The following is a 19,749-nucleotide window of genomic DNA, read 5'->3' as shown; positions in this document are numbered from 1 at the left end:
TAACTGAAATCCTAAGAATGCTTGATTAACATTTGGTGTACCACTATGCTGCTAGGGGATTATACATAGTGTCTTATCGTGTCCCATGGAAGCGTGCTAATGCGCGAGCTCAAAATCATGTCTTGCAACGCCGGTAACGCGGCACAGGTTGTGCTGCTGTTTGTGGTAATAGTGGGCATTGCGCTCTTTGTGCTTCCACCAGCATGCGTGAATGAGGTCATGCCTTGTCTGTTCTGGATTTGTGGCGTGTCAGTCACACAGGCATCTATCAAGGCACTGCTTGAAGATGATTATCGCGGCGGAGTGCTCGAGCAGCTGCTTATACAAGACCTACTACCAGAGGCTGTCATATTCCTAAAAATACTTGCGCATTGGATGTGCATCTCGGTGCCTATAAGCGTAGCTGCCGCGTTAATCCAGCTTACAATACTGGGGGGAAGCCTCCACTACGCGATTGCCCTAGGGCTGACTTTTGGTGTTGGGTTGCTGGTTGTAAACTGTGTGTCTGCCGTTGGGCACTCTCTGGTCTTGGGTGGTGAGGGAAAGCTGATTACGGCCCAAATTCTAGTCTTCCCTATGATTGTACCGGTCGTTGTGTGCTCCCATCTTTGTCTTAAAGGCATGGTAGATTTCACCTTTACCCGAACAACCGCCCTACTGGGGGCAGGCGTGTTATGTATAGTGCCCGTGAGCGTATTTTTTATACTGGCTGCTGTTCGTCTGGCTGTGGAGAAAGACTAATTTCAATGGGGCCGGAAGTGAAGCTTAAAAACTTGTTTGGCACGCAAGTTTTCCGTGATGCATGCTCTGGTCTGCGGGTTGGTGGCGCCACAGCGAATTGACTTTTAGTGGACATGGCCTATAGTAGTAAGCATTGGGTGATTAGCTCAGGTGGTAGAGCGTTTGCTTGACATGCAAGAGGTCACTGGTTCGAGTCCAGTATTACCCACTCACGAGGGTGATGCGTATGTCCAGCTATGATGGTGAGTTCTGCCCGCGTACGCACAGGAGGATGGCACTCTCTATGGTTGTGGTTGCGGTGGCAATGGCAGCCGAAGTTATAGGAGGGCTGGCTTCAAACTCACTTGCATTACTCTCAGATGCCGGCCACATGCTTACAGATCTTGTGGCACTCACGCTCAGTTGGCTTGCATATAAGTTTGCCGCGAAAGAATCCGATGCGTGCAGGTCATATGGCTACCACAGATTTCAAGTTATGGCTGCATTCGTCAACGGTGTTTCTTTATTTGTGGTGGCAATTCTAATAGTCTGCGAATCAGCCAAGCGGTTCATTTACCCGGTTGAGGTACACTGGCAAATCATGCTAATGGTGGCGCTGCTGGGCCTTGTGGCGAATGTAACGGTGCTTGTGATTCTATACAGAAAGAACGAACACAATTTAAATATCAAAAGTGCAGTACTGCACGTTTTGGGAGATCTACTAAGCTCTGTCGCGGCCGTTGTGTCTTCTATTGTTATCATGCTCAGCGGATGGCAAATTGTTGACCCTCTGTTGTCTGTGTTTGCTAGCATTATGATGTTCTGCAGCGCGTTTAAAATAGTGAAAAGTTCCGGCAATATTTTGCTGGAGGGAAAGCCGGAAAACATAGACATTGAAGAGGTGAAAGATTCGATTCTCAGCAACATTCCAGCGGTTATCGACGTGCACCATGTTCATTTGTGGTCTTTGACCAACAATTATCCCATAATGACAATGCACGTGAAGGTGCCAACACCTCTGATAAGCAATGAAGCACACTCTGCACTTTTGATATCAATAAAGAAGTTGCTCAACGAAAAGTTCGGCATACCCCATGTAACCATAGAGGTTGAATGCGGAGAATGTTCGGATGCGAGCTGAACTGTGCTTTTTGGTGTAGTAATGGTTAATGTTAAGATAACAACTGGTAGTATAGCATTGCACATACTGCCCAGGAGAGTGCTGATGTACAAAAGATACACCGATGTAGGCTGTGTTCTGGCAGTGTGCCTTGCCTTTATATCTCTTGTATCTCTTGGAGGGTTTACTACCCGCTTCGAAACGTGCAGCAATCACCAGGAGATTTGCGGCTTTATTGAGTCTCTCAAGACGCGCGTATATTCCATAGTGTCGAAAGGCGGGGAAACCGTCGATACACTGCTCGAAGAAGTCGTAAATGGTGCACTTGATTTAAATGGGATTGCCAAGTTCGCTATGGGCAGCCACTGGAAAACTGCCAACCCATTGCAGCGCGAAAGGTTTGTTGGCACATATGGGCGCTACATAAGGGGTGTGTACATCAGGCAGTTGCGCATGCATGCATTTCACGTGATGCGTATAATGTCTGTGCGGCTCGTTGATGATGGCACATACGCGGTCAGGGTCCGGCTGGCCAGAAGAGGGTACAGCGATGATTTTATTGTAATAGAATTCCACGTTGTCGATGGCGGCAAACTTGGGATATGCGATATGAAAATCAACAACTTCATCAGCACTGCCATAACCCAGCGGTCAATAGTTGACGACATAATAAAAAAATATGGGATAGATGGGGCGATATCTCACTTTGAGATTGAAAACGAAAAAGCTCCCATGAACTCAATAGGTGGTCTGCGCCCACAAACTGCTGGTGCCACTTCCTAGGCTAACATATATGCTAAGTGTGGCGCGAGAAGCAGGCCCAGGTGGTTGCATTACTTCTGAAAAAGATCAAAGTTGCAGAATACCGTGGCAGTGTTTGAATTTCTTACCGGATCCGCAAGGGCACTTCTCATTACGAGAAATGCCGCTAAATGGTGAGCCACTCCCACGTGCAGCTCCGAACATATGCTGCGTAGCGGGGCCGGTATCCCGCTCTAGCCGCATGTTTGATAGCTTCTGCACTACCATCTCATGAAACCTGGACAGCATGTGCTTCAACATGGTGAAGGCTTCAATTTTAAATTCGTTCAATGGGTCTTTCTGCCCTATGGAGCGGAGGTTAATGCCGCATTTTAGGCTGTCAAGCGCAGACAAGTGCTCGGTCCACAGATGGTCCAAAGACGTGATTAACACCCGCCTTGCCGCAAAGTCCCAGAGGTTCTCCCCGTTGTGGACGAACTCTGCAGCTTTCCTTTCTAGTAAATCATGGGCGAACGAGTCTAGATAGTCTACCACCTGTTCCTTGGTCTCCAAATTTTGCAGCTTTTCAAGCTCCAATTCTACCCCGTATATTCGCTTAACTTCCAACAACAGAGGTTCACACGTTTCCGAGTTGTGGTCGTAATATTTGTCCTTGATAATGCGTGACACCAGATCTTTGTTCACGCTGTGATACATGAATGCGAAATCATATGTGTCGTTGTCAAGCACCTGATTGCGTTGTTCAAACACAACCCGTCTCTGCTCATTTATTACATCGTCAAACCGAAGTAGAGACTTGCGGATGTCATAGTTTCTGGACTCCACCTTCTTCTGTGCGCGCTCTATCGCCTTGCTTATCCATCTATGCTGAATTGCCTCGCCCCTCTTCATACCCAGCTTTTTTAACATTCCTTTGACTTTGTCTGAGCCAAAAATTCTCAGCAAGTCGTCCTCCAAGGAAAGGAAAAACTTGGACAATCCGGGGTCCCCCTGCCGACCAGATCTTCCACGGAGCTGGTTGTCAATCCTCCTGCTTTCGTGCCGTTCTGTGCCGACAATACACAAACCCCCCGCTTCAACCACCACATCCCTATCACGTTTTGCTTGTGCCACGAGCTGCTCGTACCTTGCGCTGCGTTCCTCATCAGATGTGATGCCCGACAGCTCGTCTTTCGCCAACATTTCGGGGTTTCCACCAAGTTGTATGTCTGTTCCCCGGCCTGCCATGTTAGTCGCGATCGTAACTGCCCCGGGTCTGCCCGCTTGGGCTATGATGTATGCCTCCTTTTCGTGGTACCGAGCGTTCAGTACAGAATGTTTTATTCCCCTTTTTGTAAGCATGCCGGACAAAAGTTCGGACTTTTCTATACTAATGGTGCCCACCAGTGTGGGCTGCGACCGCTTATTGCGCTCTACTATAAAGTCTATTACCGCTTCAAATTTCTCCTCTTCTGTACAGTACACGTCGTCATCCATATCCACCCTTTTTACGGGAACATTGGTTGGAATCTGCATGACTTGTAAATTGTACGTTCCCAAAAACTCATCAGCTTCAGTTGCCGCAGTACCAGTCATTCCTGAAATGCGGCGATACATGCGGAAGTAATTCTGAAATGTGGTAGACGCCAGAGTTTGATTTTCGCTGTTGACGTCAAGCCTCTCTTTAGCTTCCAGTGCCTGGTGTAACCCGTCTGAATACCTGCGCCCCTCCATCATCCGCCCGGTGAACTCGTCAATTATGACCACATTGCCATTTTTCACTATATAGTCCTTGTTCACGGCGAACAACTTGTGGGCACGTAGAGCCTGGCTCACATAGTGCATCATTACTATGTTTTCGGTATCATACAGAGAAGACCCTGCGGGGATGAGCCCCTTTGACAGGAGCATTTTTTCGACCTTAACCGCTCCTTCTTCCGTCAAAAATGCGGACCTGTTTTTCTCCTCCACCTCATAATCTTCTGGTGTAAGTGCTCGCACTAATGAGTCTACCCTGCCATACAGGGCGCTATCACGTTCTACTGGCCCAGAAATAATTAGCGGGGTTCTTGCCTCGTCTATCAGAATAGAATCCACTTCATCCACGATTGCGTAATTAAATCCCCGCTGCACCATGGATTCCCTACTGAATTTCATGTTATCACGGAGATAGTCGAACCCAAGTTCGTTGTTTGTTGAGTAAAGCACGTCACACTCGTACGCGGCCCTTCTTTGTTCATCCGAAGATGACCCCGTTATGCAACCCACGCTCATTCCTAGGGCCCGGTATACGTTGCCCATCCATTCGGAGTCACGCCGTGCTAGATAGTCATTCACAGTGACTACATGCACCCCCGCACCCTCCAGTGCGCCCAAATATGCAGCGAGGGTTGCCACCAATGTTTTACCTTCCCCCGTTTTCATTTCCGCGATCATGCACCTATGTAGGGCTATTCCCCCGATAAGCTGTACATCGAAGTGGCGCATATTCAGTACCCTACGTGCGGCTTCGCGCACCACTGCAAAAGCCGGAACGAGGAGGTCATCAAGTGTCTGGCCGCTTGCGAGCAATTCTTTGAAATGGCTGGTTTTGGAAGCAAGTTCGCTATCTGAAAGTGCAGATAACCCTTCCTCCATAGCGTTAATGTTCTTGACAATCTTGTGAAATGAGGCCCCGCCGGACCTATAACTGTACGGCCAGAACACCCGCTTTGCCATGCTCAACATAGGGACTACGTATAGAGGTACTGGAACGCGGATTATATGCTCAAGCTGAGTAAAGCACAACAGAATTGACAAAAGCCCACAGACATCCCTCGACGATTAACATGCTGGAAGATTCGTCTGGTGACTAGCTAACCTCAGCCAAATTTGTGGCTGCAACAGCGATGGTGAAAGTAACCCCTACAAAGCCGGCGTCATCAGTCTTGCACAAAAGAACGCTTTATTGGCTTAGTTTCCCCTTCACTCCTGGTTATTTTCTTGCCGGACATCAGATCGCTTATTTCCTCGCCGGTCAGCGTCTCAAATTCCAGAAGGTTTTCTGCTATAACATGTAGGAAGCTAATATGCTCTTCCAGGGTGGTCCTGGCCTCTTCAAGCGCTTTTGACACTATGGACTTTACCTCCTCGTCTATCAGGTTTGCCATGTTGTCAGAAATCGACTCATTCCGGTCGTCGTTGTGATAGAGAGGACCAACACTATCACTCATGCCCCACTTCATAACCATAGACCTAGCCAATTCTGTGGCCTGCTTAATGTCCGAAGATGCGCCGCTGGTCACCTTGCTGTATCCAAAAATCAGCTCTTCTGCAGCCCTGCCTCCCATTGCTACTACCAGGTCAGCAAGCATTTTTTCTCTTGTATGTGAAACCCTGTCAGTTTCTGGTAGGCGCATCACCAAGCCCAGTGTTCTACCTCTCGGTATGATAGTTGCCTTGTGTATGGGATCAGAGGCGGGATTGTGAAACGCCGTTACTGCGTGTCCGGCTTCGTGATATGCAGTAAGGCGGCGCTCCTCATCCGTCATAATCATAGATCTTCTTTCAGCGCCCATCATGACCTTGTCTCTGGCGTATTCAAAGTCACTCATAGTGACAACTTTCTTGTTAAGCCTGGCAGCAATCAATGCGGCTTCGTTGACCAAATTTGCCAGGTCAGCCCCGGAAAACCCAGGGGTTCCCCTTGCGACTACTCTGACATCAACATCCGGAGCCATAGGCACTTTCTTAGCGTGCACGTTGATAATCTTCTCGCGCCCGTTTATATCTGGAATAGATATAGTAACCTGCCGATCAAACCTACCTGGCCTTAGAAGAGCAGGGTCAAGAACGTCTGGGCGGTTGGTCGCGGCGATTATGATTACACCATCGTTGGATTCGAATCCGTCCATTTCCACAAGCAACTGATTAAGCGTTTGCTCGCGTTCGTCATTACCCCCGCCAAGACCTATGCCACGATGCCGACCCACGGCGTCTATCTCGTCCACGAAAATTATGCATGGTGCATGCTTCTTCCCCTGCTCGAACATGTCTCGCACTCTGCTGGCGCCTACGCCAACAAACATTTCTACGAAATCAGAACCAGAAATACTAAAAAAGGGAACACTTGCCTCCCCAGCTATGGCACGAGCCAACAGCGTCTTACCGGTCCCCGGTGGGCCTATCAGCAAGCACCCTTTTGGAATCTTTCCACCTAACTTTTGAAACTTCTGCCGATGCTTGAGAAAGTCTACTATCTCTACAAGCTCCTCTTTTGCCTCATCAATGCCGGCCACGTCTTCAAAAGTGACCTTGCCACGATTATCAGTCATAAGCCTCGCGCGGGACTTGCTGAAACTCATCGTGCGGTTGCCCCCAACCTGAATTTGTTTGAGGAAAATGCACCATATAGCTACCAGGGACAACATTGGCAGACAGGAAATAAGCAGGCTTCCCAGAATGCCCAGCACTGTTTCCCCAGACGAGAACTCAAAAGTAACTTTCTGGGCGTGCAAGGTTTTGATCAGACTATCGTATATTACGCCTCCAGTCCTGAACCTGGTGCCGTCGCGCAGCTTTCCCGATATTTCGCGCTCTGTTATGTTAACATGCTCCACCTCCCCCGCATCTAGCTTCACAAGAAACTCGGAGAAAGGCACACGCAGCTCTTTATTGCCTGTAATCTTGTCACCAAACTGGGTGTACAGCACTGCAGTGAGGGCAATCACTGCTGACCACACAATCAACCCCTCAGCCACTTTTCTAAAGTTCATGACGAGTGACCCCTACCGATAAAGCTGATGGCAAATTAGATTAATCACGCCCCTTCTAACCAGAACTTCCTCCACACTGATAGCTGGAGCAACCCCTATATTATGGTTTTGCCAAGGGTACGCAAGAACTTTATCTCCATGGGCGAGCACCGGGAGACTGCATGCAACATCTCTGTTAACATGCATCAGATGTTCGGGCAATGGGCCATTGCCCAGTGGGGTGATGTACAAACCATGTATCTCTTCTGAAGGGTCTGGTACACGCTCAGCGCTGTATGACGTGGTTGGTGCATTGTGTGTGCACACTACCTTTATGGCAAATCTTCGGTCCCACTGAATAGTCTCAGCCGTTGTACTTACACTAGTTTTGGTCTCTATACGTGCAAGCTCGCGCACTATCGAGAAATTCCCGTCTGGCTCTTTACGTATCTTGCACCCATATAGTGTACGCGAGGTAAAATCCTGGCCCTGACGTATTTTTGTCAATATTGGCCAGAAAGCAGAATACCGTGGCTTATGGTCCTTCCCACCCATGGCCATTAACGACAGTAACAGCAATCTGGATGCAATTTCCTCCGGCACACCGCGTAATTCCTGCGATTTTATGGTGATGAAACCTAGAGGGCTGAATTCCAAACAGCAATCAAGCGAAGACCGCACATAGTGCAAAATGCAAGAAAGCGCCCTTTGCATGTGTGATGTAGTCCTGCATAGTCTATCTATAATGACGCCAGGATTTTTGCTCTCCGCTATTAAGTTGCGAAAAAACGTTCTTCTATATTTGGGATTCTGGTTGCTCGGATCTTCCACCCAGGATAGTTGTTTTTGCGTTGCATATTCCAAAATTTCCCGTCTAGTAAAACTGAGTAGGGGCCTGCAAATGGTAATATCCCCGAAGATAGATCGCTCATGCATTCCAGACAGCCCGTCAATGCCGCTACCACGCTCTAAATGCATGAGTACAGTTTCTGCCTGATCGCTCTTGTTGTGTGCGGTAAGTAGAAATTTGACTGAGTGCTCCACGCACCACTGGTGGAGCAGGCTGTATCTAATCTCCCTAGCGGTTTCCTGAGACTTGCTAGATGCGCGACGCTTGTTCCAGCTAAGTATTTCGCAATCTAACCCAAGCCCCGTGGCTTGCTTCTGTACAAAGCGCGTTTCATAATCTGCCTCAGCGCGGAACCCGTGGTTTACCGTCAGCACGGTTGGACGGCCTGTAGCTTGCGCTTTGTGGAATGTCGCTACGAGATTCAACAATGTCATGCTATCCACGCCACCAGATACCGCAACGGCGTAGCAATCACTCAGATCTAGGCTATCGAGCTTTTTTAGGGCTTCAAACTCCAACTTTACTGTTCCATGTGGGGTAAAACGCGGAAAGAGGGGGATTCGAACCCCCGACACATTGCTGTGTACACGCTCTCCAAGCGTGCGCTTTCGACCGCTCAGCCATCTCTCCGTGCTGATTGTAACAGAAAAAGGCGCGCATGCGCACAAATTTGGACTCACATGACCCGTATGTATTATTCATAGACGTGAGATATTTGTTATGGTAGGATCCGCCTAGAGGCGCGTGGTCCAGGGGTGCTGCATCTGCGCTAGGATGTCGCGCAGTGCATTTTGGTGGCTGTTGTGCGCAACGAGGCGTGTGGTACATCCCTGACGCATTGCCGTGCCCTTATTTTCATTCAGGGGGCATTCTCCCTACTGTTTGCGCTTTTCCTCCTGGTTCCAATGGCTGTGGACTTCTGCATGGGAGGAGGAGACTGGGAAAGTTTTGCCACTGCCTTTTCGGTGTCTGCTATTGTTGGGTCAGTGTGCCTGCACGGTGGGAAGTCTGGCCCCATAGGGCGGCATGAAACTGTATATCTCATCTGTGCTGTGTGGACTATACTACCGGTCCTAGCCGCAATACCCTTTTTTGTCTCGGAGACAACCAGGTTGCCGTACGTTGACGCGCTGTTTGAAGCCATGTCTGGGCTCACCACTACTGGTGCTACGGTGCTCTCTAATCTACAAGCAAAATCGCCGGGAATACTGCTGTGGCGCGCGATGCTAAACTGTATTGGTGGGTTGGGAGTTATAACCATCGGTGTGTTGCTGTTACCATGCCTGAAAGTTGTTGGGCTTAAGGATATCTACGGTGTTGAATCTCCTACAGTGCCGCAACAGTTCAAGTTTAGTGTTTTCAGAACTGTGCTGTACATTACTTGCGTATACGCTGTGTTGCTAGTATTGTGTGCAGGTGCCTACAAAATAGCTGGTATGTCTGTGTTTGACGCGATATGCCACGCTATGAGTACGGTTGCCACAGGTGGATTCGCGAACTACGACAGCTCGCTGGGCTACTTTGACAGTGCTGCAATTGAAATCATCGCCATCGTCTTCATGCTTCTGTCCTCCTGCCCGTTTGTAGTGTATCTACGGTTGGTGCTTGAGGGCAGATTTCGATCCAAGCAGTTTGTTGTCTTTATATGCATACTGGCGGTGTTTTCGCTATTAGGTGCGATTAACCTATACGGTAAGAACGTGCTTCCTGAGGCGGAGTTTCCTGAGGTACTGCGGCGCTCAACCTTTACACTTGTTTCGCTAGCAACTTCTACTGGGTTTGCCAACTGCGATTATAGTACTTGGGGCTTCTTAGCTGTTACTGGGACAATTCTGACTCTATGTGGAGGGTGCTCCGGCTCCACTAACAGCGGCCTCAAAATGCATAGGATTGTCATCCTGGTGCACGGTGGGTACAGGTACGTTAGAAACATGCTTATGCGAGCTCCGCTTACTTCGGCTTATAGGCAATGGCAACCGGTAGTACGGGAGGGGAGTGCCCTCCCCGAAGCTGGCGCATTTTTCTTTATGTATGTCTTTGTATTTTGCATTGCGTGCATTATTGTCGCCTGGAGTGAGAGCGACTTGGCAACAATTGTAACGTCTGTTGCATCAACTTTTGCGAATACAGGGCCGGGCATAGGCGAGGTCATTGGACCAAATGGCACGTATGCTTCTTTGTCTACAACCGTCAAGTTTGTGTTGACGGTGCTGATGTTGATCGGACGACTAGAGCTTGTCCCAGTTTTTGTACTTCTGCTTTCTCTACTGCAAAGCGATGCAAGGCGCTTGCCGGTGGTTCGTAAGGGCGCGAAAATGCTTGATATGTTCCGATAACCATATAAGATGAACCCGGACTGTCGTAGATTGCTCCGGGGTGGAGGGGTATCGGTTGTGTTGCATTCTGCTGTGATGACGGAGCCCCGGAAGAACGTATTTGCAGTTTTAGATATGGGCTCCACAAAAATGGTGTGCCTCGCTGTGAAAGTACGTAGCGACGGTGTACCTGAAATTATGGGGGTAGGATATAAAGCTGCTGACGGCGTTAATGGTGGTGCGATTGCCAGCAAGCAGCATGCAGGATACTCCATATTGTCCAGTATAGATGCTGCAGAGCAGGTGTCTGAGCACACAATGAACCAGGTGTACGTCAATGTGTCCGGGTGCAACATTGCGTCGCACAATATCTCGAACGAAATGCGTTCTACAGTACACGAGATATCAGATCGCGACATACGCAGGATCATGCTTCAAACGTATGAGAAATTCTCTAGGGATGACATAGTGGTCCACAATATTCCAATAGCTTATCATTTGGATGACCTCAACGATGTTACGGAACTAAGAGGGCTGTATGGTAGGCAGTTACGTGCTGACATGCACGTGGTTACCGCTTCGAAGCTGGCCCTTCTCAACATCGAGAATTGCATCACTGATAACAACCTGAGCATGGGGGGCTGTGTTGCGGAACCGTATGTGTCAGGGTTGGCTTGCCTCACGGAGGATGAGAAAGAGCTGGGAACCATGATTCTTGACATAGGGGGGAATTACACCTCTATTGGGATGTTTGATAGGGGCAAATTCGTGCACGCAGGTACGATTCCCTTGGGTGGAATGCACATAACCAGGGATATAGCGTACGGATTGTGTATAAGTGTTAAGGATGCCGAGCGCATGAAGGTGCTGCATGGGAACGTAATGCTCACCTCGGCTGATAAAGACTACGCTATTGAAACCGAAGATGGTAACGAAGATAAGTGCTCCGTAATGAAGTCTGATTTGACTAACATTATTCGCCCAAGAGTGGAGGAGATTCTCGAGTTGGTAAAAGAAGAGATGGACAGGCAACAGAACGTTGTTGGTAAAGTAGTGATAACGGGAGGATGTAGCAACCTGGCCAGTATCCGGGAGGTTGCCAGTTATATCTTGAACAAGCAGGTAAGGATTGGTCTGCCTGTCCAAATTCATGGTATGGGCAAAGAGTATGACAGAAATCCAATATTCTCTGCGGCTGTCGGTACTACCCTACTAGTAGCGCACAGCTTTTACGGCAAGGGAGTGGGTGAGGCTCACAACCCGTCATACGGCGGAAGAATACGTAGGATGCTGAAGAAGTGGATCACGGACAAGAGCGACGCATAACACCCGTATGGGCACAGTCGCAACAACAGCCGCACTGGATGAGCGCCTACCCGCAACCGCGCACCCCGCGTACTGTGGCTACAAGACGACCGCTTAGTGTAGCTTCTTCGCTATATCGTCATCATGCTCCGGTGAGGGGGCTACATCACTGCCGTCACCGCGCTCCTTGCCCTCTAGCTCTTCCCTTAGCAAGCTGCGTGCGGCGCCAGAAGCTGCGTCAACCGCGGCGAGCCTCAGAGACTTGACAAAGTTGTCAACCTCGAGCGCAACTCGCTCTGTTGCCAAGTTAATCTGGGCCTCAAGCATTTCTTCTATCTCTTTTTTCCCGTTCTGCACCATGGTCCTGTATTGCTCCTCAGACTTGCGGAGCATATCGGCCACTGCTAAATCGACCTCATGCTCCTTTCTAGATATGTCATGAAGCATTAGCTCCAATTTACCCTCTAGATCGGCTGACTTCTCCACGACACCGCCTACTGAACCTGAGTGTTTTGACAAAAACCGCCTCACAAACCTGCTGGCGGGGTTGAAAGCCAACGCAAATCCCACACAAAAAGCAAGGTCAACTATCAAATGAGTGCTCATAGTCATAACTTTCCCTCGTATAATCTGGTGGCTAACTTCTTCAGCGCGGCCCTTTTCGCCTCATTATGGCCACGTACCTTAGCGTAGTACATAAACGCAACCTCAGCGGAGAGATCAATCAGCTCGCCACGAGCATTCTGCTGCAGTTCTTCTAAACGCTGTCCCGCCACCTCGAGCATAGCACCAACCTCCCTGTCCAACAGGGAGCGAGCCTCCTCAACACACAGCGAGACCTCAGCCAGCGCCTTTTTCACCGTGTCTCCAGCCTTGAGGTCTGCATCCTCTAGCGCTTTCCGTTGCCCAAGCAGCTTTATCTCTATAGCCTTACAAACATCAGAAGCCCCCTCTAAAGACTTGCTGGCTGTAGCGTGCCTCCTACCCATGACGCCCTCAACTTTGGGAACGACCCACCTGACTGCGAGATAGAGCAAGAAAAACGCGCAGAAAAACCATACCACCTGCGAGGGGTATATTGAGAAGTCTAACTGGGGTACGGTGCCCATTGCTGGCTATCCGGCCACAAATATCAGAAGTAGTGCTAGCAGGAACGAGAACAGGCCCATAGCCTCAACCAAGGCGGCGCCTGTGTAGACGTATTTCTTTAGCTTGTCCTCTGTCTCCGGATTTCGAGCGATGCCATTGAGCATGGCCGAAAAAACAGCTGCAACGCCAAGTGCAGACGCCACCATACCCAGGACGCTCAGCCCAACGGCCACAAACCTCAAGGAGTCCATAAACCACCACCAGTGCAAACTTCAACCCTACAGATTATAAGGGCTTGCAATGCTAAGTCAATTAGTAATTGACTGTTGTACAGTGGGGAATTTGCCAGATGTGCCACCTGAGAGCATGAACGTTGGGCGGGCCTTGTAGACGAGGCACTTGCGTTTTAACGTCGTGAGTACCGTGGAATTGGTGGGAGTAGAGCCATTGTTCGCTACCAGGCAGCGTTGCATTTTTCCTTGTGGTGGGTGCATCCACAGTTAGTGTTGCGGTCAGATGGCCAAGCATGGGTTTGTAGCACGCAAGGGTTAAGAGATGTCGGATAATGCGTGAATTACCGTCTAGCAACAACACACTGTTTGGTTGATGGGATGAATGCAACGTGGTTGACATTGAAGGGGGGGGGGGATATACTGCCCGGCTGTACGTGTGCGTGGTTACCTGTATTCATCTCCAAATGCTTCATGGGTGGCGGCCGTCTTGGGTTGGCGCGTGCGCCAGGGGTGGTGTTGCAGTATGGGGCTCACGCGCAAGCTTTGTGTGGCACTCATCAATGAGGAATTTGTATGATTTTACCAATTATTGTAGGAGCGCTCGCATTCACTGTCGCTCATCTTCTTGCTGACGGAATGGCCGAAGCTGTTGCTGAAGTTGCTGAAGTTGCTTTTGAAGAGGATGATGAAGCGCAGCATGAATGCAGTGCAAATTTTGATAAGGCCGTATTGCATTGTACCACTAGCATGGTTACCTATGGAGTTGTAGCTGGCGCTCTCGGTGCAGCTCTGGGAGCTAATACCAGTGCTGTGTTGACCGTGGGTGCGATATTGCATGCCCAATACGCGGTGGCCCGTGCTCGTCGTGACCACGCTGGGTTTGTGTATTCAGAGTTGGAAGCACCCTTGCCTGCCATGGGTGCGCAGCTCACTCCTGGGGGAGGGGGAGCTCCTACAGATGTTGGGCCAGGACCCGCTACGCAGTCACAAGTGCAGGGTCCAGCGGCAGCTGGGGGAGCTCGGCAGAGCTCTGGCTACGATTCTGCGAATGGAGGTTGTGGCTCCAGCGATGGTGGTAACGGGCGGGTCCAAACGTGCTTGAATAACGTTAGAGTGTCGCGGGATCCCGGCATCCCGGCAGAAGGAAGGTCTACATGATGTGTGGGTGCTAACCAAAGTCGGGCCGTAGTCTCTGGCTGCTTGTGCAACGTACACAGAATTCCGGCGCCTGACACCTGCGCATGGCTGGCTCGGTGCTCATGTGCCTTAGTGGCTAGCTACAGCGTCAGACAGGTATACGGTTGTAAGTACGGTGAATATATATGCCTGCAACACAGCAACGAAGATCTCAAATGCTATCAGGGCCATTATGAACGCAAACGGCATAGGTGCCAGTACGAGGTGCATCTTAAGCACGAAGTCCGCAATGACCGCGATTATGGTGTGACCGGCGATCATGTTTGCTGCCAAACGTATTGCAAGGCTTACCGGCCGTGCCAAGTACGCGAACAGCTTTATAAAAACCATCATAGGAGCCAGCCACAGCGGCGTACCTTCGGGCAGGAATATCCTGAGAAAGTGCAGCCCCTGGTGCCTAAACCCGATTATTGTAACGGCCGTGCAGACGACAAGCGACAAAGCCAGAGTGACGGATAGGTGGCTGGTTGCGGTGAACCCAAATGGCAATATTCCCGCTAGGTTGCACGCCAACACGAACAGAAAGGTGGTCATAACCAAGGGTATGTAACGTAGACCTTCTGCGCCAGCGTTGCTTTCAAGGGTGTTGGCCACAAAGCCATAAATTAGCTCCACCGCGGTTTGGGCAGGCCCTGGAACGACGTTGACCTTTCTAAGCGCCCAACACAAAAACAATATGGAGCCCACAGATGCAAGCACCATGACGAGCGAGCAATTAGTGAAACTCAGGTCTATTCCCCAAAAAGCGGGTATGTCGAGCAACTTTGTTACTCTGAACTGCTCCAGCGGACTCAAACTACACCTAAGGCAATGTAGACTACGTTGGGCAGTATCACTCAGAATATGGCTCTAGTCAACTAAAGTCGTCACCGTGGCCAATCAGGCTGAACAAGGACGTTCGTACTGAGTTAAGGGGGTATCCCAGCAGACTTACCACTGGTTTTGTGTGCCCCAGATATAGGTTGGGCAGTAGGGCATATCCTTTGCTATGCGCTGCTGCTGGATGTATACTCGCTACATGGGTTTTGGCCGGCGTTATGGTGCATGACTGCTCAGTTTCTAAACATGGCTCTGCCACATATTGTTGCTGGCGGGTATGCCGAGGTCGCCGAGTACGTTACTGAAGCCATACATGTGGGCCAAGGTATGCTAGCCAGCCTTCCAGATATAGCATCCAACCATGCGGGTAGGGCGCTTTTGGTTGCTGACTCAAACACTGCAAAACTCATAAGTAGTGCAGTGTTAAATTCCTTTAATCACTATACAATTCAAGGAGAATATTGCGCTTCCACCGCCCTGGTTGACTGCGTAAAGCATGCATCTAAAAGTGCAGATTTCATTATTGCTCTTGGAAGCGGGTCAATAAATGATGTGTGCAAATATGTTAGCAAGACTGAAGGCAAGGAATACATACTGTTTCCAACCGCTCCTTCCATGAATGGATATACCTCCCCCAATGCTTCCATCACGATTGAAAATGGCACAAAAAAATCCTTTGCTGGCCAGCTGCCGCGCGCCATCTACATAGATATAGACATTCTGGCCAACGCACCGGTACGAATGATAAATAGCGGCTTTGCAGATTTTATTTGTCGCTCAACAGCGCGTGCAGACTGGTTACTTTCGCATGTATTGCTAGGTACTCAATATAATGAGTTGCCTTTTCTCATCAGCGAAGATGTAGAACGTGCCCTCATAGAGGGCTACCAAGGCCTTGTGGACAGAGATGTCGATACCATAATGTTGCTTATGCAGGCCCTGCTCCTGTCCGGTGTTGGTATGATAATAGCTGGGGGGAGCCAGTCTGCCAGCCAAGGGGAGCATATATTGGCCTGCGCTACCGAGCTTCTAGACGACTACAACTTGCTGCACGGAGAAAGGGTGGGGGTTGCCACGGTGGTGCTGGCGAAACTACAAAAGAGAATGTGCAACATGCAACCGCAACTTGTGCAAACTCGCATTGATGGCCGTTCACTGCAACAGTATTTTGGTGTGGAGCGAGCGCGAGAGTTTTATGACGTGCTGCTGCGGAAGTCTGTAGACCGCGAAACCGCAGAGAGTCTAAACCACGTAATAGGTGAAAAGTGGCAATATATCTCTGAGAGGGTCAGAGCAGAGGTCATTGACCCTGCACTACTGGAGAGAATTCTGCATGACCTAAAAAGCCCATATCTGCCCGAGCATGTTGGGTGGACTGCTGCAGAGTATGGTGAAGTAGCAAATTTGGCATTCGCCACGAGAGATAGGTTTACATTTCTCGACATTGCTCACCACGCGCAAGTTCCGGTAATGTGACCTGAAATTGTGGTGCGGGGCCCAAAGGCCAACGTGACTGCCATATCTCGCGTCCCCCCAACCTTAGTGCTGAGCGTCCGTGCAAATGGTGCGTTATCTGCGACTGGGCTTTTTTGCTTCAGAGTCACTTGTGCGACTCAATCCTTCGTTGTTGGCGCTTCTCCGCCGGCGTGACTAGGTCCACCGCCCGAACCTACGGGTTTCTCCTGCGCGGCATCGCTCTCACCAGACTTAGAGCCTGGCTGTTGCGCACTATCCTTTTGTTTGTGCTCGTCCTGGCTGGAAGCCTCGCTCTGCTGCTCAGTTGCCTGACCAGTAGCCTTGGTATCACCATCGGCGCTGTGCTGCGCTACGCTTTCCCCTTGTCGGACCATTTTCCCATCGGGCCAGACTACTCTACTAACGTTAGATTCCGTAAAGTTTACCTTCACCAGGGATGCGTCGGTAAAATCTGCAGAGGAAAGGTCCGCTTTAGAGAAGTTTACGTTGTGTAATTGTGCCTCATGAAAGTTGGTACCTGCTAGGCGGGAATTAGAAAAATCTATTTCATGTAATTGCATGCCGCTGAAGTCCAGATACGAGTAGTTTACATCAAGCACTTTTTCACGCTTGAGCAACGCCTGCAGTTCCCTTTCCGATGTGACAGCGCCACTAGCGCTCGGCACCGTGTCGTTTTCCATAATAACAGTGTTAACGAATGTGCAGTCTTGAAAACTAGATCCAGCCAGAACGCCCCTATATATGCTCGTGCCAACAAATTCTGACTCTATAAAACTGGCTTTTGTCGCGTTACTTGCCGATATACTTACTTTCCCTAACTTGCTATTGGCAAACACGGAATTGCGTAACAGAGTGCCGTGTATTATGACATCATACAACTCGGCTGAATACCATATCATTCCACTGGCGTTTACGTCGTTGTACACAGATTGCGACGTCTTGACCCCGCTCAGTACTGCGTTTGTTAGGTCAACCTTTTCCAAGGTGACTTTGTCCAAACTTGCAGTGTGCGCAAAAGTTGATGCCATGCCAGTCCGCGAAATTGCAGAATTGCTAATTTTTGCTCTACTCAACACGGCAAGCCCGAGTGTACTGTCAGAAATGCTACCAGCATCAAGTGTAACATCTCTCATGTCAGATTCTGTTAAAATGGATTCAGATATTGCCGTGCCCTTCAGTTCGGCCCTTGCCAGTACTGCATTGTGCAGATTTACCCCAACTATTACCGCGCCGCCCAAAATTGCGCCACTTAGATTGGCGTTTCGCATATCAGTGTGATAGATATCGGCGGAGTACATGTTAGTATTGCTCAAGTTTGTGTTGTGCAGACTCGCGGAGTGAATGCTGACCATCTCCATGTTTGCGTTGCTCAAATCACTCCCCGTGAAGTCTGCAAAATTCATGCGTACTCCGTACATGATAGAACCCTTTAGTACGGAGTTTTGTATTCTCGCGCCATTTAAGTTGGCGCCAAATAGCCTTGCGGACGTCAGATCGCTATTCTGTATCAATATGCCGGTTGCTTCTATATCCTGAAAGTTTGCATTGCTCATGTTTGAGTTCAGCACTGACACAGCACCGAGGTCAGCATTTGTGAATGCCGTATGCAACCCCTGCGAGTCCTTGATTACCGCAGCCTGCATGTCTGCGCCAAGGAAAGACGCATAACTGATTTCGGAGGAGCTAATTTTGACTTCGTTGAGATCTGCAAGTGCAAAGTTGGCGAACTTGAGATCTACTGATTCGAACTGAGACCTGTTCAGATCAGTATTCGAAAAGTTGGCCCCACGCATGTCTGATCCAGAAAATGTCGTGCTGGAAATGTTGCTGTGCCTAAAATTTGCCTGAACGAGGTTAACATCCTCAAAAACTGCACCCCGCATGTCCAGCTCGCTAAAATCTGCCCCAGCAAGGTTACTGCCGAACTCCTTTTTAAAATTTGGGGCAACCCCCTTAGCGTTGCACTTTACGATGAACTCTCTAAAATCACGTCTGGTGTATGAGGTCTTCTTCAGACTTTCGGTGTCCCTGACAAAAGCCTGCCTGGGGTCCTCTTGCTTTTCTGCCTGTGCGCTGCTGTTGTGGGGAAAGGTCCCTGATAAGAGTACGCACACAACTGCGACCCAAGCCAGTTTTTTCGAGGGAAAAAACAAGCGGCCCACGTTTATGTCTGCTTTTCTCATACAAACCCAAAACCAACCCACATGCTCCAACATTGTAGGAGGCAAAAACTCACAAAGTATTAACCCCACTCACGTACGATCACCTACATTGAAAGGCACATATACGCGCGCCGTGCTGCCGCTTGGTGACACTTAAATTACTTTGTGTCAACAAGAAAGTAGCATACACTCCGGGAAGGTGTTGAGCGTGGTGTTGCCTCTAGGTCATTAGCAGCCTTGTGTTATGCAAATCTTGCGGGTAGGGCGAGCATTCTGTGGGGTGCATGATGTGTTTTAAGACGCACGGTCGCGCAGGGTGTGCACTGCTGGTTGCGTGTTGCCTTGTGCCTTTTGCTTTGCTGCTATCATTGGGGACGTGGCAGTTCCTGCGGTTGCGAGAGAAGTTGCACATTATTGAAACAATGCGCATGGATCCCGTAGTCCTTCCTGCTGGTGAGCTGCACACTTACGCGTACAGGAAGGTGAAGTTACAAGGCGTCTTTGAGGACGAGAAGCATATAAGGGTCTTCGCTGGCAAGATAGGATACTACTTCCTGCAGCCATTTTTGTTGGTGGATGGTAGGCGAGTTCTGGTAAACAGAGGAGTGTTTACCGACATCAATGCAGTATCCAGCACTCGCGATGTAGGTGCACGATCAGTCGGTGGCGTATTGCACTGCAAACTGAGAAGTCTGGTGAGATGGGTGGTGCGGAACGATCCGGAGGAGAATCTATGGTTTTGGTTTGACGTAAAAAACATGTCAAAGCACATCGGCCTTCCCGATCTGGAGTCTTGCATATTGTGGGGTGATCACACAGCCGTTTCTGGCGGATTACGCGCCAATCAAGCGCTCGTAGTCAGGAACGACCATCTTGGATACGCCATAACGTGGTACTCCCTAGCACTGGTTTGGTTGTTGGGGTATGTGTACTACATACGTGGAACAAGGCGCTCTGTGCGGTAAATACTGGGGCACAGACACTCAGTC

At 49.6% G+C, this 19,749-nt stretch carries 16 protein-coding genes and 2 tRNA genes; 9 read left to right on the top strand and 9 right to left on the bottom strand.

Annotated features, from left to right (window positions below):
* The first annotated feature begins 78 nt into the window (after window positions 1–78).
* From AOV_RS04250 to AOV_RS04235, 4 genes are all read left to right on the top strand, one after another.
* Entirely contained in the window at window positions 79–741 is a 663-nt protein-coding gene (locus tag AOV_RS04250) for a heme exporter protein CcmB (RefSeq protein ID WP_075139374.1), read from the top strand.
* Window positions 742–876: 135 nt separating this feature from the next.
* Window positions 877–949, top strand: a tRNA-Val gene (locus tag AOV_RS04245).
* Between the two features lie 18 nt (window positions 950–967).
* Window positions 968–1,861: a cation diffusion facilitator family transporter gene (locus AOV_RS04240; protein ID WP_075139375.1), complete on the top strand. Its 894-nt coding sequence runs from the start codon at window positions 968–970 to the stop codon at window positions 1,859–1,861.
* 21 nt (window positions 1,862–1,882) lie between these two features.
* Entirely contained in the window at window positions 1,883–2,623 is a 741-nt protein-coding gene (locus AOV_RS04235) for an MlaC/ttg2D family ABC transporter substrate-binding protein (protein ID WP_233497132.1), read from the top strand.
* A 66-nt stretch (window positions 2,624–2,689) separates the two neighbouring features.
* Here the strand turns inward: AOV_RS04235 and secA are convergent, their stop codons facing one another.
* From secA to AOV_RS04215, 4 genes are all read right to left on the bottom strand, one after another.
* Window positions 2,690–5,308: a preprotein translocase subunit SecA gene (gene secA, locus AOV_RS04230; RefSeq protein ID WP_075139377.1), complete on the bottom strand. Its 2,619-nt coding sequence runs from the start codon at window positions 5,306–5,308 to the stop codon at window positions 2,690–2,692.
* A 194-nt stretch (window positions 5,309–5,502) separates the two neighbouring features.
* The gene (ftsH, locus tag AOV_RS04225; protein ID WP_075139378.1) at window positions 5,503–7,335 is read right to left on the bottom strand and encodes an ATP-dependent zinc metalloprotease FtsH; all 1,833 of its coding nucleotides are present in this window, start codon (window positions 7,333–7,335) and stop codon (window positions 5,503–5,505) included.
* Window positions 7,336–7,347: 12 nt separating this feature from the next.
* Window positions 7,348–8,682, bottom strand: a complete 1,335-nt coding sequence (gene tilS / locus AOV_RS04220) for a tRNA lysidine(34) synthetase TilS (RefSeq protein ID WP_075139379.1) — start codon at window positions 8,680–8,682, stop codon at window positions 7,348–7,350.
* Between the two features lie 27 nt (window positions 8,683–8,709).
* A tRNA-Ser gene (locus AOV_RS04215) sits at window positions 8,710–8,794 on the bottom strand.
* A 164-nt stretch (window positions 8,795–8,958) separates the two neighbouring features.
* Between AOV_RS04215 and AOV_RS04210 the strand changes: the two genes are divergently transcribed.
* Together AOV_RS04210 and ftsA are read left to right on the top strand one after the other, a co-directional pair.
* Window positions 8,959–10,500: a TrkH family potassium uptake protein gene (locus tag AOV_RS04210; RefSeq protein ID WP_233497243.1), complete on the top strand. Its 1,542-nt coding sequence runs from the start codon at window positions 8,959–8,961 to the stop codon at window positions 10,498–10,500.
* Window positions 10,501–10,557: 57 nt separating this feature from the next.
* Window positions 10,558–11,805 carry a cell division protein FtsA gene (ftsA, locus tag AOV_RS04205; protein WP_117374480.1) on the top strand — a complete coding sequence of 416 codons (1,248 nt, stop codon included), beginning with the start codon at window positions 10,558–10,560 and terminating at the stop codon, window positions 11,803–11,805.
* A gap of 93 nt (window positions 11,806–11,898) precedes the next feature.
* Here ftsA and AOV_RS04200 read toward each other — a convergent pair whose 3' ends face one another.
* From AOV_RS04200 to AOV_RS04190, 3 genes are read right to left on the bottom strand one after another with little or no spacing between them, the layout of a single operon-like run.
* Window positions 11,899–12,390, bottom strand: coding sequence for a hypothetical protein (locus AOV_RS04200; RefSeq protein ID WP_233497131.1), 492 nt, complete (start codon window positions 12,388–12,390; stop codon window positions 11,899–11,901).
* Window positions 12,391–12,392: 2 nt separating this feature from the next.
* Window positions 12,393–12,893 (bottom strand): F0F1 ATP synthase subunit B family protein, encoded by a 501-nt coding sequence (locus AOV_RS04195; protein ID WP_075139382.1) that lies wholly within the window; start codon window positions 12,891–12,893, stop codon window positions 12,393–12,395.
* A 6-nt stretch (window positions 12,894–12,899) separates the two neighbouring features.
* Entirely contained in the window at window positions 12,900–13,124 is a 225-nt protein-coding gene (locus AOV_RS04190) for a F0F1 ATP synthase subunit C (RefSeq protein ID WP_012880407.1), read from the bottom strand.
* A gap of 555 nt (window positions 13,125–13,679) precedes the next feature.
* Between AOV_RS04190 and AOV_RS04185 the strand changes: the two genes are divergently transcribed.
* Window positions 13,680–14,264: a hypothetical protein gene (locus tag AOV_RS04185; protein ID WP_075139383.1), complete on the top strand. Its 585-nt coding sequence runs from the start codon at window positions 13,680–13,682 to the stop codon at window positions 14,262–14,264.
* Window positions 14,265–14,372: 108 nt separating this feature from the next.
* On the opposite strand, the gene AOV_RS04180 is transcribed toward AOV_RS04185, so the two are convergent.
* Complete coding sequence (locus tag AOV_RS04180) at window positions 14,373–15,098, bottom strand: F0F1 ATP synthase subunit A (protein ID WP_233497130.1); 726 nt, start codon at window positions 15,096–15,098, stop codon at window positions 14,373–14,375.
* A gap of 249 nt (window positions 15,099–15,347) precedes the next feature.
* Here AOV_RS04180 and AOV_RS04175 point away from each other — a divergent pair, with 249 nt between their 5' ends.
* A complete protein-coding gene (locus tag AOV_RS04175) occupies window positions 15,348–16,598 on the top strand; it encodes an iron-containing alcohol dehydrogenase (protein WP_075139385.1) in 1,251 nt (416 codons plus the stop codon).
* Between the two features lie 137 nt (window positions 16,599–16,735).
* Here the strand turns inward: AOV_RS04175 and AOV_RS04170 are convergent, their stop codons facing one another.
* Window positions 16,736–18,781, bottom strand: a complete 2,046-nt coding sequence (locus AOV_RS04170; RefSeq protein ID WP_075139386.1) for a pentapeptide repeat-containing protein — start codon at window positions 18,779–18,781, stop codon at window positions 16,736–16,738.
* A 323-nt stretch (window positions 18,782–19,104) separates the two neighbouring features.
* Here AOV_RS04170 and AOV_RS04165 point away from each other — a divergent pair, with 323 nt between their 5' ends.
* A complete protein-coding gene (locus AOV_RS04165; RefSeq protein ID WP_233497129.1) occupies window positions 19,105–19,725 on the top strand; it encodes an SURF1 family protein in 621 nt (206 codons plus the stop codon).
* Window positions 19,726–19,749: the final 24 nt, after the last annotated feature.

Origin of the sequence: Anaplasma ovis str. Haibei, from assembly GCF_002214625.1 — a bacterium.
Classification (GTDB): Bacteria; Pseudomonadota; Alphaproteobacteria; order Rickettsiales; family Anaplasmataceae; genus Anaplasma; species Anaplasma ovis.
Note: the sequence above shows the minus strand (reverse complement) of the source record. Positions and strands in the feature narration are given on the sequence as shown.

What these genes read in the sequence shown, in the direction of transcription:
- AOV_RS04240 (WP_075139375.1), top strand. Translation starts at nt 968, where the DNA reads ATGTCCAGCTATGATGGTGAGTTCTGCCCGCGTACGCACAGGAGGATG.
- AOV_RS04235 (WP_233497132.1), top strand. Translation starts at nt 1,883, where the DNA reads ATGGTTAATGTTAAGATAACAACTGGTAGTATAGCATTGCACATACTG.
- secA (WP_075139377.1), bottom strand. Translation starts at nt 5,308, where the DNA reads ATGTTGAGCATGGCAAAGCGGGTGTTCTGGCCGTACAGTTATAGGTCC.
- ftsH (WP_075139378.1), bottom strand. Translation starts at nt 7,335, where the DNA reads ATGAACTTTAGAAAAGTGGCTGAGGGGTTGATTGTGTGGTCAGCAGTG.
- AOV_RS04200 (WP_233497131.1), bottom strand. Translation starts at nt 12,390, where the DNA reads ATGAGCACTCATTTGATAGTTGACCTTGCTTTTTGTGTGGGATTTGCG.
- AOV_RS04195 (WP_075139382.1), bottom strand. Translation starts at nt 12,893, where the DNA reads ATGGGCACCGTACCCCAGTTAGACTTCTCAATATACCCCTCGCAGGTG.
- AOV_RS04190 (WP_012880407.1), bottom strand. Translation starts at nt 13,124, where the DNA reads ATGGACTCCTTGAGGTTTGTGGCCGTTGGGCTGAGCGTCCTGGGTATG.
- AOV_RS04185 (WP_075139383.1), top strand. Translation starts at nt 13,680, where the DNA reads ATGATTTTACCAATTATTGTAGGAGCGCTCGCATTCACTGTCGCTCAT.
- AOV_RS04175 (WP_075139385.1), top strand. Translation starts at nt 15,348, where the DNA reads ATGACTGCTCAGTTTCTAAACATGGCTCTGCCACATATTGTTGCTGGC.
- AOV_RS04170 (WP_075139386.1), bottom strand. Translation starts at nt 18,781, where the DNA reads ATGAGAAAAGCAGACATAAACGTGGGCCGCTTGTTTTTTCCCTCGAAA.